This is a genomic window from Streptomyces sp. NPDC055955, from assembly GCF_042270245.1.
In the GTDB taxonomy this organism is placed as follows: domain Bacteria; phylum Actinomycetota; class Actinomycetes; order Streptomycetales; family Streptomycetaceae; genus Streptomyces.
This window is the reverse complement of sequence record NZ_JBHJYS010000029.1, coordinates 28818-49853: the sequence shown is the minus strand read 5'-3', so window position 1 is coordinate 49853 and position 21036 is coordinate 28818. Positions and strand designations below refer to the sequence as shown.

Here is a 21036-nt window from a genome sequence, read left to right as displayed (position 1 = left end):
CGGCGCGCACCCCGGCCCCGGAATGCGTGTCGGGCCCCGGCGCACACAACTGCACCGCCGCCGTGAGAGCGGTCAAACGGGCAGCAGCCGCGCGATCAGCGCGCTCAGCTGCTGGGCGTTGCGGCACTCATGCATCTCGACGATCTCCGCGTACGTGTCGGCCGCCGAGTCGCCGGTGTCCCACAGCGAGCGCCGTTCGGGATTGAGCCAGTACACCTTGCGGGCGCGCCCGGCGACGTCCCGCAGCGCCCCCGTGTTGGGGTCGCTCATGTTCGTGCGGGCGTCGCCCAGGACGAACACGGTGCTGCGCGGGCCGACCGCGTCCGCGTACCGCTCGGCGAACTCGCCCAGTGACGTGCCGTAGTCGCTGCTCCCGTGCCAGCCGGTCACCGCCGCCGCCGAGAGGATGCGCGCGCTGAGACCCTCGGGCCCGGCCGCGTCGCGGCCGATGAGGTCGGTCACCTCGTCGACGCGGTTGACGAAGGCGAACACCCGCACCTTGCTGAACTGGTCGTGCAGTGCCTGCACCAGCAGCATCGTGAAGTTGGCGAACCCCGCGACCGAGCCGGACACATCGCACAGGAGGACGAGTTCGGGGCGCGCGGGACGGCGGCGGCGCAGCACGGGCCGCATCGGGACGCCGCCCGTCGACAGGGACCCGCGGAGCGTGCGGCGCAGATCGATCCGCCCGCGCGCTGCCCGGCGCCGGCGGGCCGCGAGGCGGGTGGCCAGCTTGCGGGCCAGCGGCTGAACCGCCCGGCGCAGCTCGTCCAGCTGGGCGCGTCCCGCGATGAGGAAGTCGACACGGTCGGCGGTGGGTGCGATGGCGCGGCGGGCGATCTCATCGGTGCCGCGACGCTCGGCGACCCGGCGCCGCGCCTCGACGCCCACGCGTCCGCGGAACGCCTGGATGCGGCGGCGGATCTCGTCCGCCTGGAGCCGGTCGGTGAACTCGTCCTCGCCGGAGGCCCCGGCCCTGATCCCGGCGAGGATCCGGGCGAGCAGGGTCTCCGGACGCAGCCGGGCCAGCGTCTGGTGCGAGGACCAGCCGTCGGGGCGGTCCGGCCGGCCCGACCCTCCGGACCCGCCCGAGCCGCCCGCCCCGTTCGACGTGCCGTAGCCGCCGAGGCCGTCCACCGCCTCGGCCGCCAACTGGTCCAGCAGTGCCTGGTCGTCGGCGGCGAGCGCGGCGGCGAGCCGCTCGCGCAGGTCGGCCGTGTCGGAGTCCCGCCACGCACGCCCGGCGCCCGGCTCGTGCCGGGTGTCCTGCGGGGCGCCGACACTCCGGGGGAAGTACAGGTCGAAGACGGGATCGAAGACGGACCGCTGCCCCTCGCTGTGCAGCAGTGCCGCCGCCAGGCCCTCCCGCAGGTGCTCGCGGTCGGTGAGGCCGAGCGCCTCGACGGCGAGCCCGGCGTCGACGGTCTCGCCGGTGCCGATCCGGACGCCGTGTGAGCGCAGCGCCTGCACGAGCGCGGTGAGCCGCTCCGGGACGCCGGCCGCCGTCGCGCTCACACGGCGTCCAGATCCAGCTTGGCCGCCGCCTTCAGCACGTCCTCCTGATGCTTGAGGACGACGCCGAGCGTGTCGCGGACGACCTCCTCGTCGAGGGTTCCGGCGCCGAGGGCGAGGAGGGTGCGGGCCCAGTCGATGGTCTCCGCGACCGACGGCACCTTCCGCAGGTCCATCGCGCGCAGCGCACCGACCACCCGCACCACGGCCTGCGCCAGCGCCTCGTCGAGCCCGGGCACCTTGAGACGTACGATCCGGCGCTCCAACTCCTCCTCGGGGAAGCCGATATGGAGGAACAGGCAGCGGCGGCGCAGGGCCTCGGACAGCTCGCGGCTCGCGTTGGAGGTGAGGACGGTGAACGGGCGGCGCGTCGCGGTGATCGTGCCGAGCTCGGGCACCGTCACCTGGAAGTCGCTGAGCACCTCCAGGAGCAGGCCCTCCACCTCGACGTCGGCCTTGTCGGTCTCGTCGATCAGGAGGACCTTGGGGTCGCTGCCGCGGATCGCCGTCAGCAGCGGGCGCGGCAGCAGGAACTCCTCACTGAAGATGTCCGTACGGGTCTCGTCCCACGACTCGTCGCGGCCCGCCGTGATGCGCAGGAGCTGCTTGGCGTGGTTCCACTCGTACAGGGCGCGCGACTCGTCCACGCCCTCGTAGCACTGGAGCCGGACGAGGGTGGCGCCCGCGACCTCGGCGACCGCCTTGGCCAGTTCGGTCTTGCCGACGCCCGCGGGGCCCTCGACGAGGAGCGGCTTGCCGAGGCGGTCGGCGAGGAAGACGGTGGTGGCCACCGCGGGGGACGCCAGGTAGCCCCTCGCGGCGAGCCGCGCGGACACATCGTCGACGGACGTGAAGTACCCGGACGTCATGGGTGAGCCCCTCCTCGTGCGGCGCCTCGCGCCGGTCGGTCCCTGCCACTGGATCAGTTCCGCGACGGGCTCCACAACAAAGACGCGGAGTTTGCGTCGTAGGTCACGTGCCACAGCCGTACGGAACGCCCGAACCGACCTCTCGTCGGGCCCGAACTGCTGGGTCTCAATCCGAGACCCTCGTATGCTGACGGCATGAGGCGGACCTCCTTTGCCAACTGGCCCTGCTCCATCGCCCGCACCATGGACCTGCTCGGCGACTGGTGGACGCCGCTCGTCCTGCGTGAGGCGTTCTACGGGATCAAGCGGTTCGACGTGTTCCAGGAGGAGCTCGGCATCGCGCGCAACACCCTGGCCGACCGGCTCCGGCGCCTCGTGGACGAAGGGCTCATGGAGAAGCGGGCCTATCAGCAGGAGCCCGTCCGCTACGACTACGTCCTCACGGACATGGGGCGCGACTTCTTCGGCGTGCTCGCCGCCATGAACAGGTGGGGCGACCGCTGGCTCGCGGAGGAGGCCGGACCGCCCGTCGTGTTCCACCACGACCGGTGCGGCCGGGAAGGCCACGCCGAGGTCGTGTGCAGCGAGTGCAAGGAGCCGATGACGGCCGACAACACGCGGCCACGTCTCGGGCCGGGTTACCCGCCCCGGCTGGCCGAACGCCCCGACATCAAGGCGCGGTTCGCCGACTGACTTCCTGTGCTCCCGTCCCGGTCCCGCCCTCTTGACGAGTGAGTCTATCTACGCAACTCTCATGCTCAGGGCCGGTTTCCACGGACCGGCACAGTGAACTTCCCGCAGACGGAGAGGCAACCGGCAATGGAGTGGACGGGCGCGCGCTACGCCGACAAACCGACGGTCGAGGTCCGCAGAAGGATCCTCGCGTCGCCGGAGCGGGTGTGGGAGTTCGTCTCCGACATCGACCTGATGCCCACGCTCAGCGCCGAACTCCAGTCGGTCGCCTGGCTGGACGGGGCGGCGGGACCGACGCTCGGCGCGCGGTTCGCCGGACGCAGCAAGCACGAGTCGCTCGGGGAGTGGCAGACCACCTCGTACGTCGTGCGGTGCGAGGTGCCCCGAGTGTTCGCCTGGGCGGTCGAGGACCCCGAACAGCCCAGTGCGCTGTGGAAGTTCACCCTGACACCGCTCGACGACGGCGGCACCGAGCTGGCCCAGTGGATGCAGCTCGGCCCCGGCCGGTCCGGGCTCTCCCATGCGATCGACCGGATGCCGGAGAAGGAGCAGAAGATCGTGTTCGTGCGGCTGCGGGAGTTCGAGCGGAGCATCACCGCCACGCTCGACGCGATCAAGGACCTGGCCGAAGGTGGCCCGGCCCCGGAAGGGCGGGGTGAGTGATGCGTACGTCCACGACGATCGAGGCCTCGGGCGGCAGCTGGCGCGAGACGGTCGACTTCGTGACCGAGGCCGAACGGCTCGGGATGGACATCTGCTGGGTGGCCGAGGCGTGGGGCTCGGAGGCCCCCTCGCCGCTCGGATACCTGGCGGCTCGCACGAAGAGGATGCTGCTCGGCTCCGGGATCATCCAGCTGGCCACCCGCACCCCGGCCGCGATCGCCCGCGCGGCGATCACCCTCTCCAACATCTCCGAAGGCCGCTTCCTGCTCGGACTTGGACCGTCGGGACCACAGGTGATCGAAGGGCTGCACGGGGTCCCCTTCGCGCGGCCCCTGTCCCGTACGCGGGAGACCGTCGAGATCGTCCGGCAGGCCGCGGCGGGAGAGAAACTCGCCTACGAGGGGCGGGAGTTCACCCTCCCGCTGCCCGGCGGCGAGGCGAAGCCGATGCGCCTGTCGATGCGGGCCGAGCACGAACTGCCCGTCTATCTGGCCACGCTCTCCCCCAAAATGCTGCGGCTGACCGGCGAGATCGCGGACGGCTGGCTCGGCACGAGCTTCGTGCCCGAGGGGGCGCAGGGTGCCTACTTCGACCATCTGGACGCCGGGCTCGCCGCGGCCGGCCGTAAGCGGTCCGACCTGGACATCTGCCAGGGCGCGGAGGTGGCGTTCGCCGACGACGAGGACGCGCTGCGCGCGATGGTCGCGGGACGCAAGAAGGAACTGGCCTTCAGCCTGGGCGGCATGGGATCCGCGACCACCAACTACTACAACAGCGCCTACAGCAGGCAGGGCTGGGCCGACACGGCGGCCGAGGTCCGCGCCCGCTGGCAGGCGGGCGACCGCGACGGCGCCGCGGAACTGGTCACCGACGACATGGTCCTGGCCACCACTCTCATCGGCACCGAGCCCATGGTCCGCGAACGCCTGAGGGTCTGGAGCGCCGCGGGCGTCGACACGGTCCGCCTCTACCCGGCCGGCGACACACTGGAGGAGCGCCTGACCACACTGGGCAGGGCGCTGGATCTCGTACGGGACGTGGGGCGCGAGGAGCGCTAGGGTCTTTCGTTTGTCTCAGGCCGGATCAGGGAGCGGGTGCCGGTGCCGTGCGTCGCAAGGGGGAAGAAGGAGCCCATGCGGAGTGTCGGCGACTGACGACCACGCCGCGCGGCGCGGTGCCGGCACTCGCGAGCCCGGCGTGATCCAAACGACAGGTCCTGGTCGGGGCGTGCGGGTCGATCGGCTACGCGTAGTTGCTGAGCTCGATCAGGTTGTCGTCCGGGTCCCGCACGTACACGCTGAGGATGGGGCCGGTGGCGCCGGTGCGCTCCACCGGTCCTTCCTCCAACGGGACGCCGTGGCATGCCAGTTCGGCGATGATCCGGTCGACAGGCTCGTCGACGATCAGGCACAGGTCCGCGCTGCCGGGCGTGGGGCGGGCCGCCTTCGGCTCGAACTCGTGGCCCGCCTCGTGGAGGTTGATCTTGCTGTGGCCGAAGGCCAGGGCGCGGCGCCCGCCCCGGAAGGTGACCGCATCCATACCCAGGACCTTCGTGTAGAAGGCCACTGTGGCGTCGAGGTCGTGCACGGTGAGGACGAGGTTGTCGAGCCGGTCGATGCGCATGGTGCCACCCAATCAAGCAGCGGGCGGCGTGTCGACACGCGCCCGAACACCGTTCGTCCGCTGCGGCGGGCGGCACACCGTGTTCGATCGGGGAGAGCGGAGAGCGGTCCTCACCCACGCCACGTCCGAGGTCATGGACCGGCCACCGGTGACGGCGACCGGGCCACGACCTCGATTCCCAGGGGCCGGCCCAGGGGATCTTCGGGCTAGCCCAGCACCCTCCCCAGTGCGGCGAGCGCCGACTCCAGTTCCTCGCGGGTGATGGTCAGGGGCGGGGCCAGACGGATCGTCGAGCCATGGGTGTCCTTCACCAACACGCCCTCGGCCAGCAGGAGTTCGCTGATCCGGCGGCCTGTGCCGATGGCCGGGTCGATGTCGACGCCCGCCCACAGCCCCCGGGCCCGGAAGCCCGTGACACCCTTGCCGGTGAGGGCTTCGAGCCCGGTGCGCAGCGCCTCGCCCAGATCGGCCGCCCGGCGCTGGAACTCGCCGGTGGCGAGCAGGTCGACGACGGCGGAGCCGACCGCCGCGGACAGCGGGTTCCCGCCGAACGTGGAACCGTGCTCGCCCGGCCGCAGCACCCCCAGGACGTCCCGGCCCGCGACGACCGCCGACACCGGCACGATGCCGCCGCCGAGCGCCTTGCCGAGCAGCAGCATGTCGGGGCGTACCGCTTCGTGGTCGACGGCGAGCGTGCGTCCCGTGCGGCCGAGGCCCGACTGGATCTCGTCGGCGATGAACAGGCAGCCGGCCCGCCGCGTCAGATCGCGTACCCCGGTGAGATAGCCGTCGTCCGGGATGACGACTCCTGCCTCGCCCTGGATGGGTTCGAGCAGGACAGCAGCCGTCGTCTCGTCGACCGCCGCTTCGAGCGCAGCCAGGTCGTTGTAGGGGACCACGCGGAAGCCCGGCGTGAACGGCCCGAACCCGGCGCGGGCCGACTCGTCGGTGGAGAAGCTGACGATCGTGGTCGTCCGGCCGTGGAAGTTGCCGTCGGCCACGACGATCGTCGCCCGGTCCGCGGGGACGCCCTTGATCTCGTACGCCCACTTGCGGGCGACCTTGACGGCGCTCTCCACGGCCTCGGCGCCCGTGTTCATCGGCAGGACCATGTCGAGGCCGGTCAGTTCCGCGAGGCCCTCGGCGAAGCCGGCCAGACGGTCGTTGTGGAAGGCGCGCGACGTGAGCGTGAGCTGGTCGAGCTGACGGTGGGCGGCCTCGACCAGGGCCGGGTGGCGGTGGCCGAAGTTGAGGGCCGAGTAGCCGGCGAGGAGGTCGAGGTAGCGGCGGCCCTCGACGTCCTCGACCCAGGTGCCCTCGGCGCGGGCGACGACCACGGGCAAGGGGTGGTAGTTGTGCGCGAGCACCGGCGTCTCGGCGCTGATGAGCTCGGCCGAGGTACGCGGGGCCTTGACGGGGGCGACGGTCATGAACGGATCTCCTGGGTGCAGCACTTGATGCCTCCGCCGGCCTTGTGGAACTCGGACAGGTCGACGGGGACGGGGACGTATCCGCGGTGGCCGAGCTGGTCGATGAGCCCGGTGGCCCGCGGGGCGACGAACACGTGGCGACCGTCGGAGACGGAGTTGAGGCCGAAGGCCATGGCGTCGTCGCGAGTGGCGAGCACGGCCTGCGGGAAGAGGCGCGCCAGCACCTCGCGGCTCCCGGCCGAGAACGCCTCCGGGTAGTAGGCGACGGTGCCGCCGTCGGGATCGTCGGGGTCGTCGAGGGCGAACAGCGCGGTGTCCAGGTGGTAGAAGTACGGGTCGACCAGACGCAGTCCGATGACCGGCACGCCGAAGTACTCCTGCGCCTCGTCGTGCGCGGCACGCGTCGTACGGAACCCGCTGCCCGCGAGTACGTAGCGGCCCGCCGGTACGAGATCGCCCTCGCCCTCGCAGACCGACGCCGGGTGGTGGACGTCGTAGCCCGCCGCCTTGAACCACGTCTCGTACTCCGCCGACTCCGGGCGGCGCTGTTCTGCGTGGAAGTTCGAGCCGAGGACGCGCCCGCCCACGACGAGCGCCGAGTTCGCGGCGAAGACCATGTCCGGCAGGCCCGGGACCGGCGGCACGGTCTCGACCGTGTGACCGTGCGCGCGGTAGGTGTCGATCAGGTTCTGCCACTGCGCGAGGGCGAGCGCGGTGTCGACCCGCACGTCGTCGCGCATCCACGGGTTGATGGCGTAGTGAACGTCGAAGTATCTGGGCTCACACACCAGATAGCGCCTGGGCACAGACGGGTACCTCCGCTTCCTGCGGGACGACGACCAGAGGGTGTCTCCACGGTAGGAAGCGGCGGTCGCGCTCGACAAGACCAGTTGAATGCGTGTGCCCGCAGTAATGCTGCGTAGAACGTCAGGTCAGCGCTGGATCGCTGCGTCGTCCGGGGCGGCCTCGCGGGCCCCGGCCTCCGCGCTGTCCGGCAGCAGGTGGGAAAGCACCATGTAACTGATCGTCTTGCGGATGAACGGCTCGGCCCTGATGCGTTCGAGCACCTCTTCGAAGTGGCCGACGTCCGTGGCCCTGACGTGCAGCAACGCGTCGGCGCCGCCCGTCACGGTCATGGCGGAGGTGATCTCCGGATGGTTGCGCACGACTTCGGCGAGCCGACGGGGCGGCGCTGCCCCGTCGCAGTACACCTCGACGAACGCCTCGGTGCTCCAGCCGAGCGCGGCCGGCCGGACCGTGGCGGTGTATCCGGTGATGACGTCGTTCTCGCGCAGCCGGTCGGCGCGCCGCTTGACGGCGGTGGCGGAGAGGCCGATGTCCGCGCCGATCTCCGCGAAACTCGTCCTGGCGTTGGCGATCAGGGCCGCGACGATCTTTCGGTCGAGGTCGTCGAACGCCACATGCTTGCTGTTCATGGCCGGAGGTCCTTCTCGTGCTGGTCACGGGCGCGCAGGGCGAGGGCCACCAGGGCGGCGTCCTCGGGACGCCGCACATCGCGGCCGGTCACCTCGGCGAACCGGTTGATCCGCTGCTGGATCGTGTTGCGATGGCAGTACAGGGCGGCCGCGGTGTCCGCCACGGACCCGGTGCCGGCCAGATGCGACCGTACGGTATCGAGGAGGCGCCTCCTCTCACCGGCGGGAACCGCTTCCGCGTCGAGCCCGCTGAGGACGTCGTCGGCGAGATCCCGTCCGAAGCCCTCGGCGCGCTGTACCAGGACGTCGAGCCAGCTGTCCTCGAGTCGTCGGGGCCCCGCCGCGTCCGACGGCAGCACACGCGCCGTGGCCGTCGCGAGAACCACCGCGCGAGGCACCGCGGCAAGGCCCGTCGCGGCGGAAGCGACCCCGCACGGGGTCTCCTGGAGGAGCGCGAGCACGGACTCCGCCGTGCTGCGCCGGCCCAGCTGCACGGCGAGCACCAGATCCGAGGCGACCTCCTGCAACTGGACCGGCGTCTCCGCCGTGCGCAGCGCCGTGGCGGCCCTGCGCAGGCCCGCCCCGTGCTGCGGCGGGGCCACCGCGCACAGGAACCGGTCGTCGGCCTGGAAGCCGAGGGCGAGCGCCGCGTCCCGCACCACCGTCGGATTGCGGCCCTCGCTGTCCAGGAGCCGGGCGAACCACATGCGCCGCTCGTCCGCCGCGCGGCGCCCCATGTCCAGGATGGTGCGCTGATACGCGGTCATGATGCCGGTGACGTGCTTCTCCACGGCTTCCCACACGTGGTAGGCCGACGTGACCAGTTCGGCCTTGTCCTTCTCGCCCGCCTTGTCGACGAGAGCCGCCCAGACGACGCGGAAGTCGAGGCGCGCCGCCGCGAGCAGGGAGTCCAGCGGGACACCCTGGCGGGCGCGCCGCTCCCCGACCTGTTCGGAGACGGAGGCGATGCGCTCGGACAGGGGCAGCCCGGCGACCGTGCGCAGCAGGAACTCGAACGCCTCCCACGCCGTGGCGCGGAAGTCCTCCTCCGAGACGCGCTCCGCGTAGGAGGCGCGGACCGGCCGCACGCACTCCACCCAGAGGCCGACAAGGCTGTCGATGTCCTCCAGGCAGCGCCGGGCCAGCTCGGTCACCCGGGGATCCGGGGGCGGGAAGAGAATGGACTCACTGTTCATGTGCACAATCCTGGCCGTCCCATCGGCGCCAAATCAACGTTGGCTTCGCGCCACACCCCGTGAATTCTTGGAGTGTCCGGCAGGCCGTGGCCGGAATTCCACCGCATGGAGGGCCGGGAAACTGTGCATTTGACCCCTCGCGAGCTGGAGCGGATCCAGCTGTTCACCGTCGCGGAACTCGCGCGCCGCCGCAGGGCGCGCGGGCGGAGGCTGAACGCCCCGGAGGCGATCGCCCTGATCTGCGACGAGGTTCTCGAAGCCGCCTGGGACGGCCTGACCCTCGACGAAGTGATCGCGGCGGGCCGCAAGGTCCTCACCGAGGACGACGTCATGGACGGGGTGCCGCAGATGGTCACCACGATCCAGGTCGAGGCGCTGTTCCCGAGCGGTACGTCGCTGGTGGCCATCGACCACCCGATCCCCACCGCGGGCGGGAGCGGCGAGCCGGGGCCGGGCGCCGTGCACACCGCACCCGACCCGGTCCTGATCAACACGGGCAGGCTCCGCTCGAGGCTGACCGTCCGCAACAACGGAGACCGCACCGTCTACCTGTCCTCGCACTACCCGCTCGCCGAGGCGAACGCGGCCCTGGAGCTCGACCGCGAGGCCGCCGCGGGAATGCGGCTCGACATCCCGGCAGGCACCGCACTGTCCTTCGAACCCGGCGCCGTACGCGAAGTCGACGTGGTGACCGCACGCCATGAGGAGACGTCATGACACAGGTCGACCGCCGTACGTACAACGCCCTCTACGGGCCCACGACCGGCGACCGGATCCGGCTCGGTGACACCTGCCTGTGGGTCGAGGTGGAGCAGGACGACGGCACCCCCGGCGACGAACTGCTCGGCGGCTGCGGCAAGACGGTCCGCGACGGGCTGCTGGCGTCGCCGCGCTCCGACCGGGACTCCGCGCTGGACATGGTGGTCGCCGGAGTGGTCCTGATGGACCCGGTGCTCGGCGTCCGCAAGACCGACATCGGCATCAAGGACGGCCGGATCGTCGCCGTCGGCGGCGTCGGCAACCCGGACGTCATGGACGTCGACTTCGCCATCGACTCGCACACCTCCGTCATCCCGGGCGAGGGCCTGATCGCCACCCCCGGCATCGTGGACAGCCACGTCCACCTCTCCTCGCCCGAGGTGGCACCCGCGGCGCTGTCCGCCGGAGTCACCACGCTCGTCGGCATGGGCCTGGGCGGCGTGTGGGAGATCGGCTGCAACCCGGCGCACAACCTGCACACCCTGATGGCGTCCTGGCGCGGCACCCCGCTCAACATCGCCTTCCTCGCCCGGGGTTCCTCCACCTCGCGCGCCCTGCTCGACGAATCCGTGCTCGCGGGCGCCGGCGGCTTCAAGATCCATGAGGACTTCGGGGCCACCCCGCGCATCATCGAGACGTGCCTGGGCACCGCGGAACAGGCGGACCTGCCCGTCGCCATGCACACCGACTCCATGAACGAGTCCGGCTATCTGTGCGACACCATCGGCGCCACCCGAGGCCGCACCGTGCACGCCTATCACGTGGAGGGCGGCGGCGGTCACCCCGACCTCCTGGAGATCCTCTCCGAGCCCAACGTGCTTCCCTCGTCGACCACCCCGACGGTTCCGTACACCGCCAACACCGTCGGCGAGCTCTTCCCGATGACGATGACGGTGCACCGGCAGAACCACCATTCGCCCAGCGACATCGAGATCTCCAAGGGCCGCATCCGAGGCCACGCCATCGCCGCCGAGAACGCCCTGCACGACCTGGGCGCGATCAGCATCGTCAACTCCGACTCCATGGGCATGGGCCGGATGGCCGAGACCGTGCGCAGGACCTGGCAGCTCGCCCATGTGCAGGCCCTCGCGAACGGCGCCGGGGGAGTGGAACACCCCGCCAACGCACGGGCGTTGCGCTATCTGGCGAAGATCACTCTGAATCCGGCGATCGCGCACGGCCTGGCCCACGAGGTGGGATCCCTCCAGCCGGGCCGCATGGCCGATCTCGTGCTGTGGCACCCCGCGTGGTTCGGCACCAAGCCCGAACTCGTCGTCAAGGGCGGCTTCGTGGCCTGGGGCAACACCGGATCGGGCTCCGGCTCCACCCGACTGACCCAGCCCCGCACCTACCGCCCCTACTTCGGGGCACTCGGCGACGCCCCCGCACGCCTGTCACGGATCTTCGTCGCGCAGGCCGCACTGGAGGACCGGGCCGCCCGCGCCGCGCTCCCGCAAGGTCTGCAGTACGCGCCGATCGCCGGCGCACGCGGCCTGACCCGGGCCGACATGCTCTACAACACCGCAACGCCGCGTGTCCACGTGCCGCGCCACCCCGCGCCCGTCCTGGTCGACGACGTCCCCACCGGAACCGACGCCGTCACCGAACTGCCCCTCGCCCAACTGCACCACTTCGCCTGAGGGACGGACCGCCCCATGCTCCTCGACCTGCTGGTGCGCAACGCGCGCATCCTCACCCTCGACGACGACCGGCCCACCGCCCGCACCCTGGGAGTCCTGCACGGCAGGATCGCGGGACTCGACGACGACGTCGAAGACCTGCCCGCGCGCCGCGTCCTGGACGCGGGTGGCGCCACCCTCGTCCCCGGCTTCAACGACGCCCACTGCCACACCGCGTGGTTCGGCCTCACCCTCGCCCAGCTCGACCTGTCCAAGGCCCGGTCGGTGGACGAGGTGTACGCCGCCGTCGCCGACCACGCGGAAGGAATGCCACCGGACGCGTGGGTGATCGGCGCCGGGCTGGACCACCACAAACTCGGTGGCGTCCAGCCGCACCGCGACGCCCTCGACCGTGCGGCGGGCGGCCGCCCCGTGTGGCTCAAGCACACCTCCGGACACGCCTGCGTCGTCAACTCACCCGTTCTGGAGAAGGCCGGCGCGCTCGCCGTCGGGTTCGCCGACCCCACCGGCGGCGTCGTCTCCCGCGACGCGGACGGGCGGCCCGACGGACTCCTCGAAGAGACCGCGCAGCAGCTCGTGCAACGCCAGGTGCTGCCCTACCCCGTGGCCACCCTCGCCGACGCCATCGGCGCCGCCACCCGGCACTACCTCGCCGAGGGCATCACCAGCTTCACCGAGGCAGGCATCGGGGGCGGCTGGATCGGGCACAGCCCGGTGGAGCTCGCCGCCTACCAACTCGCCCGCGACAGCGGCGCGTTGCACACCCGGGCCCAGGTGATGGCCGCCTCCGACGTGCTGCACCCGCTCACCGCTCACGCCGACGACGCCATCACCCTCGGCCTCGACCTCGGCATGCGCACCGGCTTCGGCGACGACCGGCTCTCGCTGGGCCCCGTCAAGATCTTCCTCGACGGCTCGCTGCTCGGCCGCACCGCCGCCGTGACCGAACCCTTCTGCGGCTGCCCCCACGACACCTGCGCCACCGGATACTTCCAGGGCGATCCCGAGGCCATGGCCGACACCGTGGTGGCCGCCCACCGGGCCGGCTGGACCGTGGCGGCCCACGCCATCGGAGACCGGGCCGTCGACCTCGCGCTCGACACCTTCGCCCGCGCCCAACGTACCCACCCACGCCCCGACGTCCGGCACCGGATCGAACACGCCGGAGTCGTACGCCCCGATCAGCTGGCCCGCTTCGCCGAGCTGCGCGCCGTGCCCGTGCCGCAGCACAACTTCCTGTACGCCTTCGGCGACGCGATGTCGGCGGCGCTCGGGCCGGAGCGCACCCCGTGGTCGTACCGGCTGCGTTCGCTGCTCGACCTGGGCATCGTCGTACCCGGCAGCAGCGACCGGCCGGTCGCTCCCGGCGCCCCGCTGCCCGCGATGCAGTCCATGGTGGAACGCCTCACCGAGACCGGCGCGGCCTACGGCGCGGACGAGAGCGTCACGGCACTCGCCGCCCTGCGTGCCTGGACCGTCGGCTCCGCGCACGCCACCGGCCACGGCGACCGCAAGGGCGTCCTCCGCCCCGGACACCTGGCCGACTTCACCGTCCTGGACGCCGACCCCACCCGCGTCCCGCCGGACCGCATCGGTGCGATCCGGGTCCTGGCCACGTCCGTCGGCGGCACCGTCGCCCACGACCCGCTGGGCCTGACCGCCTCCCCTTGAAGCACCCTCCCCGCTCCACCGTCCCCCGACCGCCCAGCGGTCGCCGTCCCCCGGGAGATTCCGTGAGCTCCAACAGCACGACGCCGCCAACAGGCCGCACCCTGGCAGGTACCGCAGACATCAAGCGCCTCCTGTCCGCCGCGTTCATCGGCACCGCCCTCGAGTGGTACGACTACTTCCTCTACGGCACCGCGGCCGCGCTCGTCTTCAACAAACTCTTCTTCCCCTCGCTCGACGCCACGACGGCGACCATCGCCTCCTTCGTGACCTTCGCCGTCGGCTTCGCGGCCCGGCCCATCGGCGCCGCGGTCTTCGGCCACATCGGCGACCGCTACGGACGCAAGGCCGCGCTGATCATCACGGTCGTCCTGATGGGCGTGGCGACCGGCTGCATCGGCCTCCTCCCGTCGTACGACACCATCGGCATCTGGGCCCCCGTCCTGCTCGCCGTACTCCGCTTCGTGCAGGGCATCTCGGTCGGCGGTGAGTGGAGCGGCGCGATGCTCCTCACCCTGGAACACACCCCGAAGGAGAAGCACGGAACCTACTCGGCCGTGCCCCAACTCGGCTCACCCGTCGGCACGTTGCTCTCCAGTGGCGCCTTCGCCCTCGTCGGCCTGCTGCCGGACGACGCCTTCTACGCGTGGGGCTGGCGCATCCCGTTCCTCGCCGCCTTCGGCCTGCTCGTCTTCGCGCTCTACCTGCGCCTGCGCATCGAGGAGTCCCCGGTCTTCCGCGCCATGATCGAGGACGCCGAGAAGAACGGCCCCGCGCCCGCGCCCCTCGTCGAGGCCTTCCGCCAGACCTGGGGCCGGATGATCATCAGTGTGCTCGCGGCCTTCCTCGGCATCGGCGGCTTCTTCCTGCTGACCACCTTCATGATCTCGTACGGCACCGAACAGCTGGGCGTCGCCAAGTCCGTGATGCTCAACGCCACCCTCCTCGCCGCCGTGGCCGAGATGGTCGTGATCTACATCGGCGGCCGGATCGCCGACCGCGTCGGCCCCTGGAAGGTGTGTGCCGTCGGCGGTGTGCTGTCCGTCCTGGTGGCCTTCCCCGTCTTCTGGCTCGTCGACACCGGCCGGACCGCCCTCGTCGTCTTCGGTGTGACGCTCGGCGTCGCCGTCATCTCCATCCCGTACGCCACCATCGGCGCCGTCGTCACGGGCCTGTTCCCGGAGACCTTCCGCTACAGCGCCGTCGCCATGTCGTACAACCTCTCCGGTGTCCTCGGCGGCTTCGTCCCGCTCGTGGCCGCCTGGCTCACCGGCGTCACCGACGGCGCGTCCTGGGGTGTCGCCCTCCTCCTCGTCCTCATCGCCGCCTGCACCGCGGCCGGCTCCTTCCTGGCCGGCCCGCTGCTCGGCAGCCGGTCCGCCACCCCGTCCGAGAACACCTCCGCACCTCAGAAGGCCACCGCATGACCCAGCACCACCCCGCCCGTCCCGGCGGCCAGGTCCTCATCGACCAGTTGTCCGCCCACGGCGTCGAGACCGTCTACGGCGTGCCCGGCGAGAGCTACCTCGCCGCGCTCGACGCTCTGCACGACGCCCCTGTCCACATGGTCGTCTGCCGCCACGAAGGCGGCGCCGCCTACATGGCGGAGGCCCATGGAAAGCTCACCGGGCGCCCCGGAGTCTGCTTCACGACCCGTGGCCCCGGGGCCACCAACGCGCTGGTCGCCCTGCACACCGCGTTCCAGGACGCCACGCCGATGGTCCTCTTCATCGGCCTGGTGCCGCGCGGCCACACCGACCGCGCCTCCTTCCAGGAGCTCGATCTGCGCGGCACGTTCGGCGCGAGCGCCAAGCTCGTCGAGACCGTCGACGACGCCGCACGCATCCCCGAGTACGTCGCCCGCGCCTTCGCCGTCGCGAGCGGCGGCCGGCCGGGACCCGTGGTCCTGGGCCTGCCGGAGGACATGCTCACGGACGTCGTCCGCGTCGCCGACGCGACCCCGCTGCCCGTCCCCGGTGGCGGCGTGACCCCGGACGAACTCACGTGCTTGGAAAGGCTGTTGACGACGGCCGAACGTCCCCTCCTCTTCCTCGGTGGCGGCCGCTGGACCCCGGACGCCCGCACGGCCGTGCGGGACTGGGCCGAGGCGTGGTCCCTTCCTGTGGCGGTGGACTTCCGCTGCCAGGACCTCATCGACAACGAGTCCGAGGTGTACGTCGGCCCGCTCGGCTACGGACGCGACGACGCGCTCGCCCGGCGGGCGCGCGAGGCCGACCTGCTGCTGGCCGTCGGGACCGCGCCGGGTGACGTCGCCACCGACGGATTCACGCTGCTCCCCACCGACGGCACGGGACCGCGGCTCGTCCAGGTGCTGCCCGAACCGCAGCCGCCGGGCGCCCTGTACCCCGCCGAACTCAGCCTGCTCGCCGCCCCCGAGGCGTTCGCCGACGCGGTACGCACCCTGCGCCCTGGAAGCCCCCTGCCGTGGGCCGTGCGGACCAAGCAGGACAGGGCCGCCCATCTGGCGTTCCGCACCCCGGTCCCGGAGGAGGATCCGCTCGACCTCGCCACCGTCTTCGCCACGCTCGACGACCGGCTCCCCGAGGACGCCGTCATCACCTTCGGCGCCGGCAACCACGCCATCTGGGCGCAGCGCTTCCTCACCTACCACGACGGCACACGCCAACTCGCCCCGCGCAACGGGTCCATGGGCTACGGCATACCCGCCGCCGTGGCCGCCGCGATCCACGATCCGGACCGCCGGGTCGTCTCCGTCGCGGGCGACGGCTGCTTCCTGATGAACGGCCAGGAGCTCGCCACCGCCGTGGCCGAGGGTGTCAAGCCACTGATCATCGTGCTGAACAACGCCAAGTACGGCACCATCCGCCAGCACCAGGAACAGGCCTACCCGGGACGGGTCAGCGGCACCGGCCTCGGCAACCCCGACTTCGCCGCCTACGCCCGTGCCTTCGGCGCCCACGGCGAAACCGTCACCGTCACGGACGAGTTCGGGCCCGCGCTCCAGCGGTCCCTCGACAGCGGCAAGGCCGCCCTCATCGAGCTGAAGGTGACCGACGGGCGCCTCGCCCCCGGCGTCACCGTCGCCTCCCTGCGCAAGGAGAGCTGCCATGTCTGACCTGACCCTGCACAACATCGTCGACGGCCGCAGCGCCGAGGTCGCCGACCGCATGGAGCTGACCGACCCCGCCACGGGAGAGGTCTACGGCACCGCGCCGCGCTCCTCCGCCACGCACGTGGACGCGGCCGTCGCCGCCGCACGGCGCGCCCTGCCCGCCTGGCGCCGGAGCACCCCGGCCCGGAGGCAGGAGGCACTCCTGCGCCTGGCCGACCTGGTGACCGAGCACGCGGAGCGGCTGGTCGACGCCGAGGTGCGCAGCACCGGTAAGCCACGCGAGGCGACCCGGACCCTCGAAGTCGGCCGTGGCGCGGACCAGTTGCGCTTCTTCGCGGGCGCCGCCCGGGTCCTGGAGGGCGTCGCCGCCGGCGAGTACGCGGAGAACCACACCTCGTACGTCCGGCGCGAGGCCGTGGGGGTCGTCGCTCAGGTCACGCCCTGGAACTATCCGCTGATGATGGCCGTGTGGAAGCTCGGGCCCGCGCTCGCCGCGGGCAACACGGTGGTCCTCAAGCCGTCCGACACCACACCCTGGTCGACCGTCCTGCTGGGCGAACTCGCCGCGCGGGTCTTCCCGCCGGGCGTCGTCAACATCGTGTGCGGAGACCGGGACACCGGACGCGCGCTCGTCGCCCACCCGGACGTCGACATGGTGGCCATCACCGGCAGCACCCGGGCCGGGTCCGAGGTCATGGCCGAGGCCTCCCGCGAGGTCAGGAACGTCCACCTGGAGCTCGGCGGCAAGGCCCCGGCCGTCGTCTTCGCCGACGTCGACCCCGTCCGCACGGCCCGCGCCCTCGCCGACGCCGCCTTCTTCAACGGCGGCCAGGACTGCACCGCCGTCACCCGGATCCTGGTCCAACGGGAATCCCACGACGCCCTGCTCACGGCTCTCGTCGACGCCGCACGCGCCACGACGACCGGCGCGCCGGACGAGGACGCCTTCTACGGCCCCCTCAACAGCGCCGCCCACGCGGCACGCGTCGAGTCCGTCATCGCGACGCTCCCCGAACACGCCCACGTCGAGACAGGGGGCACGCGTCTCGACCGACCCGGGTACTTCTTCCCGCCCACCGTCATCTCCGGCGTCCGGCAGGACGACGACGTGGTCCAGGGAGAGATCTTCGGCCCCGTCGTCACCGTCCAGCCCTTCGACACCGAGGAAGAGGCCGTGGCCCTGGCCAACGGCGTCGACTTCGGTCTGGCATCCAGCGTCTGGACCGCCGATCTGGGGCGCGCCATGCGGCTGAGCGCCGAGCTGGACTTCGGCTGCGTCTGGCTGAACTGCCACCAGGTGGTCCTGGCCGAGATGCCCCACGGCGGATACAAGCAGTCCGGCATCGGCCGCGATCTGAGCCGCTACGGCTTCGACGACTACACGCGGATCAAGCACGTCATGGCCGCGCACGCCGCGCCCTGACACGCACCGCCGTCGCCGCGCTCGGCCTGCTACTTGATCAGTGCGTTCGCCACGACGACGATCAGGCCGAGCAGCGCGTCGCCCAGACCGAGGAACAGCGACCGGGCCCATGTCCGGCCGCTGACCCGCGCCGCCGTCAGACCCCAGCCGAAGAGCAGGGCGACGTTGAAGCCGAGGGCGACGTACTCGATCCCCGAGTAGTTCCACCAGTCGAGCCCCGCCCCGAACAGCATCACGAGCGTCGGCAGCGTGCCGAGGAGCAGCGGCCACTCCTCGGCGAGCGCCCGCACCGCGGCGACCGCCCCGTGGTGGGTCTCGTCCCCGCGCTGGGCGATCAGGTGCGCGTACCCGTGCGCCAGGGCCGAGGCCAAGGCGGTGATCAGGAGCCACTTGGCGTCGTACAGGCGGTCCGCGCGTGACGAGCGCCCGTACTGGGTGAGGGCGGCGACCATGGAACTGGCGAGGACGGCTCCGTAGACGCCGCCGAACAGCACGTTGGGCCGGGCGGCGCCACGGCTCAGGGCGCGGCAGCAACGGCGGAGGTTCTGGCGGGTGTTCATGGCGGGATCCTCGGGGGCGTCCGTGGGGCGCTTGGCTGGGCGACGGTGCGGGCGGAGGAGTGGGAGGGGGCCCGGCGGCCAGGGCCGGTCGTCACATTCCCGTCTGCCCGGCGGCGTCTGGCACGCACGCTCGCGGCGTTGCCGAAAAGCCCTGGTAGCTCCGCTACAAAGACTCTCCGGCGCCTTGCGATCGCACGCACCGGACGCCGCCGGGCCCGCCCCTCGGGCGGACGACGGGAATGTGACGACAGGCCCTAGAGGTGGCAGGTCGGCTGTCCGGCCACTTTCGCCCGGATCCGGTGGGGGCGGGCCGGAGCGACACGCGTGGAATGCGCCGGTTTCTCCAGATTTCCGGGGCGCCCGGGCCGGGGTGCGTGTCATTGAAGTTGAGTCCGGGTTCAGGTACGTTGCGCAGGCCTGCCGAATCCGCGACCAGGAGGCTGCCTCTTGAGTACCCGAATCAGCGCCGTCCTCTTCGACTTCGGGGGAGTGCTGACCACCAGCCTGATCGAGGCGTTCGAGGCCTTCGGCGCCACACTCGGCGTGGATCCGCGGCTCCCGCTCCGGCTGCTCGCGAAGGACGAGCGCTCCAGCGCCCTCCTCGTCGAGCACGAAGAAGGCCGGCTCGGCCAGCGTGCGTTCGAGGACGGCTTCGCCGAGCGGCTGCGCGCGCACGGTGCGGATGTCCAGGGGCCCGGCCTCCTGGCCCTGATGCAGGCCGGACTGCGCCCCGACCGGGCGATGCTCGACCTCGTCGCCGAGGTGCGCGGCGCGGGCCACCGCGTGGGCCTGCTCTCCAACTCCCTGGGTGACGACTGCTACGCGGGCTTCGACCTGGAGTCCATGTTCGACGCCGTGGTCATCTCCGGCGAGATCGGCGTACGCAAACCGTCCCGACGCGCGTACGCCATCGCATGCGAGCGCCTGGGCGCCGAGCCCGCCGAGACCGTCATGGTCGACGACCTCGAACACAACATCGTCGCGGCACGACGCGCCGGCCTCGCAGGCATCCTCCACCGTGAAGCGGCCACGACCGCAGCGGAGTTGAGGGCCTTGCTGCGGCCGGACGTGACGACGACGCCAACGCACGCAGCACAGGCAGACGCGTAGTACGGCCCCCGTTCCCGTCGGCCGGCCGCGCCGCGCGCTGCCGCGCCGGACTCTGAAATCCATTCCGTGAGGAGAACCACGTGTTCGAGCTGACCGACAGGGCCAAGGAGTACCAGGAGAAGCTGCTCGCCTTCATGGACGAGCGGATCTACCCGGCGGAGCCGGTCTACGAGGCGCAGATGGCGGAGTCGGGCGATCCGCACTTCCACCCGCCCATCCTCGAAGACCTCAAGGCGGACGCGAAGAAGCGCGGGCTGTGGAATCTCTTCCACCCCCACCCCGAGTGGGGCCCCGGACTCACCAACCTCGAATACGCCCCGCTCGCCGAAATCATGGGCCGCAGCGCGCATCTGGCCCCCGAGGCCACCAACTGCAACGCGCCGGACACCGGCAACATGGAGGTGCTGACGCTCTTCGGCACCGACGAGCACAAGGAGAAGTGGCTCAAGCCGCTCCTCGACGGCGAGATAGCCTCCGCCTTCGCGATGACCGAGCCCGCCGTGGCGAGCTCCGACGCCACCAACATCCAGCTCCGGATGGAGCGGGACGGCGACGACTACGTCCTCAACGGACGCAAGTGGTGGACCTCCAACGCCCTGCACAAGAACTGCAAGGTGCTCATCGTGATGGGCAAGACGGAGCCGGAGGCCGCCACGCACCGTCAGCAGAGCATGATGGTGGTGCCCATCGACACCCCCGGTGTCACCGTCCTGCGCAACCTCCCGGTCTTCGGGTACAAGGACCGCGAGGGGCACGCGGAGGTCGTCTTCGAGAACGTCCGGGTGCCGGTCACCGCGCTGCTCGCCGGAGAGGGCGACGGCTTCATGATCAGCCAGGCCCGGCTCGGCCCCGGCCGCATCCACCACTGCATGCGCGCCGTCGGCATGGCCGAGCGTGCCCTCGACCTGATGATCGACCGCGCACAGGCCCGCACCACCTTCGGCGAGCCCGTCGCCAACCGCGCCAACATCCAGGACTGGATCGCGGAGGCCCGCATCGAGATCGACATGGTCCGCCTGCTCACCCTCAAGGCCGCGTACCTGATGGACACCGTGGGGAACCGGCACGCGCGCACCGAGATCGCCGCGATCAAGGTGGCGGCACCGGAGGTCGCGCTCAAGGTGGTCGACCGGGCCATCCAGGTGCACGGTGGGGGCGGCGTCTCCGACGACTTCCCGCTCGCCAGCATGTACGCGCATCTGCGCACCCTGCGCCTCGCCGACGGCCCCGACGAGGTCCACAAGCGCACCATCGCCATGCGGGAGCTGCGCCGCCGGGAGCCGCAGTGGGGCCGCACCCGCTGACCGTCCGGCCCCCGGTGCGGGGCCCTGCCAAGCCGAGGGGGAACGGAGGCGATCGG

19 protein-coding genes are annotated in these 21036 nt (G+C 71.7%); 11 read left to right on the top strand and 8 right to left on the bottom strand.

Annotated elements, in window-relative coordinates:
- Nucleotides 1-72 precede the first annotated feature (72 nt).
- Both ACFC96_RS39955 and ACFC96_RS39950 read right to left on the bottom strand, forming a co-directional pair.
- Entirely contained in the window at nt 73-1515 is a 1443-nt protein-coding gene (locus ACFC96_RS39955) for a VWA domain-containing protein (RefSeq protein ID WP_340458434.1), read from the bottom strand.
- Complete coding sequence (locus tag ACFC96_RS39950; RefSeq protein ID WP_376253845.1) at nt 1512-2381, bottom strand: AAA family ATPase; 870 nt, start codon at nt 2379-2381, stop codon at nt 1512-1514. The genes ACFC96_RS39955 and ACFC96_RS39950 overlap by 4 nt, the downstream gene beginning before the upstream one ends.
- Nucleotides 2382-2576: 195 nt before the next feature.
- On the opposite strand from ACFC96_RS39950, the gene ACFC96_RS39945 reads away from it, so the two are divergent.
- The 3 genes from ACFC96_RS39945 to ACFC96_RS39935 all read left to right on the top strand — a co-directional run bounded on the left by ACFC96_RS39945 (nt 2577) and on the right by ACFC96_RS39935 (nt 4795).
- Nucleotides 2577-3074: a helix-turn-helix domain-containing protein gene (locus ACFC96_RS39945; RefSeq protein ID WP_340458241.1), complete on the top strand. Its 498-nt coding sequence runs from the start codon at nt 2577-2579 to the stop codon at nt 3072-3074.
- A 126-nt stretch (nt 3075-3200) separates the two neighbouring features.
- The gene (locus ACFC96_RS39940) at nt 3201-3737 is read left to right on the top strand and encodes an SRPBCC family protein (protein WP_376617224.1); all 537 of its coding nucleotides are present in this window, start codon (nt 3201-3203) and stop codon (nt 3735-3737) included.
- Nucleotides 3737-4795, top strand: a complete 1059-nt coding sequence (locus ACFC96_RS39935) for an LLM class flavin-dependent oxidoreductase (protein ID WP_376617222.1) — start codon at nt 3737-3739, stop codon at nt 4793-4795. The genes ACFC96_RS39940 and ACFC96_RS39935 overlap by 1 nt, the downstream gene beginning before the upstream one ends.
- Nucleotides 4796-4979: 184 nt before the next feature.
- On the opposite strand, the gene ACFC96_RS39930 is transcribed toward ACFC96_RS39935, so the two are convergent.
- The 5 genes from ACFC96_RS39930 to ACFC96_RS39910 form a co-directional block, all read right to left on the bottom strand.
- A complete protein-coding gene (locus ACFC96_RS39930) occupies nt 4980-5360 on the bottom strand; it encodes a VOC family protein (RefSeq protein ID WP_376617220.1) in 381 nt (126 codons plus the stop codon).
- Nucleotides 5361-5566: 206 nt separating this feature from the next.
- Nucleotides 5567-6790 (bottom strand): ornithine--oxo-acid transaminase, encoded by a 1224-nt coding sequence (rocD, locus tag ACFC96_RS39925; protein ID WP_376617218.1) that lies wholly within the window; start codon nt 6788-6790, stop codon nt 5567-5569.
- The gene (ddaH, locus tag ACFC96_RS39920; protein ID WP_376253833.1) at nt 6787-7578 is read right to left on the bottom strand and encodes a dimethylargininase; all 792 of its coding nucleotides are present in this window, start codon (nt 7576-7578) and stop codon (nt 6787-6789) included. The genes rocD and ddaH overlap by 4 nt, the downstream gene beginning before the upstream one ends.
- A 144-nt stretch (nt 7579-7722) precedes the next feature.
- Nucleotides 7723-8226, bottom strand: a complete 504-nt coding sequence (locus tag ACFC96_RS39915; protein ID WP_340458233.1) for an Lrp/AsnC family transcriptional regulator — start codon at nt 8224-8226, stop codon at nt 7723-7725.
- On the bottom strand, nt 8223-9422 hold the full coding sequence (locus tag ACFC96_RS39910) for a PucR family transcriptional regulator (RefSeq protein WP_376617216.1): 1200 nt from the start codon (nt 9420-9422) through the stop codon (nt 8223-8225). Before ACFC96_RS39910 ends, ACFC96_RS39915 begins: the two co-directional genes overlap by 4 nt.
- A 123-nt stretch (nt 9423-9545) precedes the next feature.
- Between ACFC96_RS39910 and ACFC96_RS39905 the strand changes: the two genes are divergently transcribed.
- The 6 genes from ACFC96_RS39905 (at nt 9546) to ACFC96_RS39880 (ending at nt 18006) form a co-directional block, all read left to right on the top strand.
- Nucleotides 9546-10139, top strand: a complete 594-nt coding sequence (locus tag ACFC96_RS39905) for an urease subunit gamma (RefSeq protein ID WP_376617214.1) — start codon at nt 9546-9548, stop codon at nt 10137-10139.
- Nucleotides 10136-11821, top strand: coding sequence for an urease subunit alpha (locus ACFC96_RS39900; RefSeq protein WP_376617212.1), 1686 nt, complete (start codon nt 10136-10138; stop codon nt 11819-11821). The genes ACFC96_RS39905 and ACFC96_RS39900 overlap by 4 nt, the downstream gene beginning before the upstream one ends.
- Nucleotides 11822-11836: 15 nt before the next feature.
- A complete protein-coding gene (locus ACFC96_RS39895) occupies nt 11837-13492 on the top strand; it encodes an amidohydrolase (protein ID WP_376617210.1) in 1656 nt (551 codons plus the stop codon).
- A gap of 62 nt (nt 13493-13554) precedes the next feature.
- Nucleotides 13555-14916, top strand: a complete 1362-nt coding sequence (locus ACFC96_RS39890; RefSeq protein WP_376253823.1) for an MFS transporter — start codon at nt 13555-13557, stop codon at nt 14914-14916.
- Nucleotides 14913-16586: a thiamine pyrophosphate-dependent enzyme gene (locus ACFC96_RS39885; RefSeq protein ID WP_376617208.1), complete on the top strand. Its 1674-nt coding sequence runs from the start codon at nt 14913-14915 to the stop codon at nt 16584-16586. The genes ACFC96_RS39890 and ACFC96_RS39885 overlap by 4 nt, the downstream gene beginning before the upstream one ends.
- Nucleotides 16579-18006: an aminobutyraldehyde dehydrogenase gene (locus ACFC96_RS39880; protein ID WP_376617206.1), complete on the top strand. Its 1428-nt coding sequence runs from the start codon at nt 16579-16581 to the stop codon at nt 18004-18006. Before ACFC96_RS39885 ends, ACFC96_RS39880 begins: the two co-directional genes overlap by 8 nt.
- A 29-nt stretch (nt 18007-18035) precedes the next feature.
- On the opposite strand, the gene ACFC96_RS39875 is transcribed toward ACFC96_RS39880, so the two are convergent.
- The gene (locus ACFC96_RS39875; RefSeq protein WP_340458224.1) at nt 18036-18566 is read right to left on the bottom strand and encodes a hypothetical protein; all 531 of its coding nucleotides are present in this window, start codon (nt 18564-18566) and stop codon (nt 18036-18038) included.
- Nucleotides 18567-19013: 447 nt separating this feature from the next.
- Between ACFC96_RS39875 and ACFC96_RS39870 the strand changes: the two genes are divergently transcribed.
- The gene (locus tag ACFC96_RS39870) at nt 19014-19676 is read left to right on the top strand and encodes an HAD family hydrolase (protein ID WP_376617204.1); all 663 of its coding nucleotides are present in this window, start codon (nt 19014-19016) and stop codon (nt 19674-19676) included.
- A gap of 80 nt (nt 19677-19756) precedes the next feature.
- Nucleotides 19757-20980, top strand: a complete 1224-nt coding sequence (locus ACFC96_RS39865; protein WP_340457655.1) for an acyl-CoA dehydrogenase family protein — start codon at nt 19757-19759, stop codon at nt 20978-20980.
- Nucleotides 20981-21036 lie beyond the last annotated feature (56 nt).

Bases quoted from the DNA above. Each gene is read 5' to 3' on its own strand.
- ACFC96_RS39935 (WP_376617222.1), top strand. From the start codon at position 3,737: ATGCGTACGTCCACGACGATCGAGGCCTCGGGCGGCAGCTGGCGCGAG.
- ACFC96_RS39945 (WP_340458241.1), top strand. From the start codon at position 2,577: ATGAGGCGGACCTCCTTTGCCAACTGGCCCTGCTCCATCGCCCGCACC.
- ACFC96_RS39895 (WP_376617210.1), top strand. From the start codon at position 11,837: ATGCTCCTCGACCTGCTGGTGCGCAACGCGCGCATCCTCACCCTCGAC.
- ACFC96_RS39910 (WP_376617216.1), bottom strand. From the start codon at position 9,422: ATGAACAGTGAGTCCATTCTCTTCCCGCCCCCGGATCCCCGGGTGACC.
- ACFC96_RS39885 (WP_376617208.1), top strand. From the start codon at position 14,913: ATGACCCAGCACCACCCCGCCCGTCCCGGCGGCCAGGTCCTCATCGAC.
- ACFC96_RS39915 (WP_340458233.1), bottom strand. From the start codon at position 8,226: ATGAACAGCAAGCATGTGGCGTTCGACGACCTCGACCGAAAGATCGTC.
- ACFC96_RS39930 (WP_376617220.1), bottom strand. From the start codon at position 5,360: ATGCGCATCGACCGGCTCGACAACCTCGTCCTCACCGTGCACGACCTC.
- ACFC96_RS39875 (WP_340458224.1), bottom strand. From the start codon at position 18,566: ATGAACACCCGCCAGAACCTCCGCCGTTGCTGCCGCGCCCTGAGCCGT.
- ACFC96_RS39950 (WP_376253845.1), bottom strand. From the start codon at position 2,381: ATGACGTCCGGGTACTTCACGTCCGTCGACGATGTGTCCGCGCGGCTC.
- ACFC96_RS39880 (WP_376617206.1), top strand. From the start codon at position 16,579: ATGTCTGACCTGACCCTGCACAACATCGTCGACGGCCGCAGCGCCGAG.
- ACFC96_RS39940 (WP_376617224.1), top strand. From the start codon at position 3,201: ATGGAGTGGACGGGCGCGCGCTACGCCGACAAACCGACGGTCGAGGTC.
- ACFC96_RS39900 (WP_376617212.1), top strand. From the start codon at position 10,136: ATGACACAGGTCGACCGCCGTACGTACAACGCCCTCTACGGGCCCACG.
- rocD (WP_376617218.1), bottom strand. From the start codon at position 6,790: ATGACCGTCGCCCCCGTCAAGGCCCCGCGTACCTCGGCCGAGCTCATC.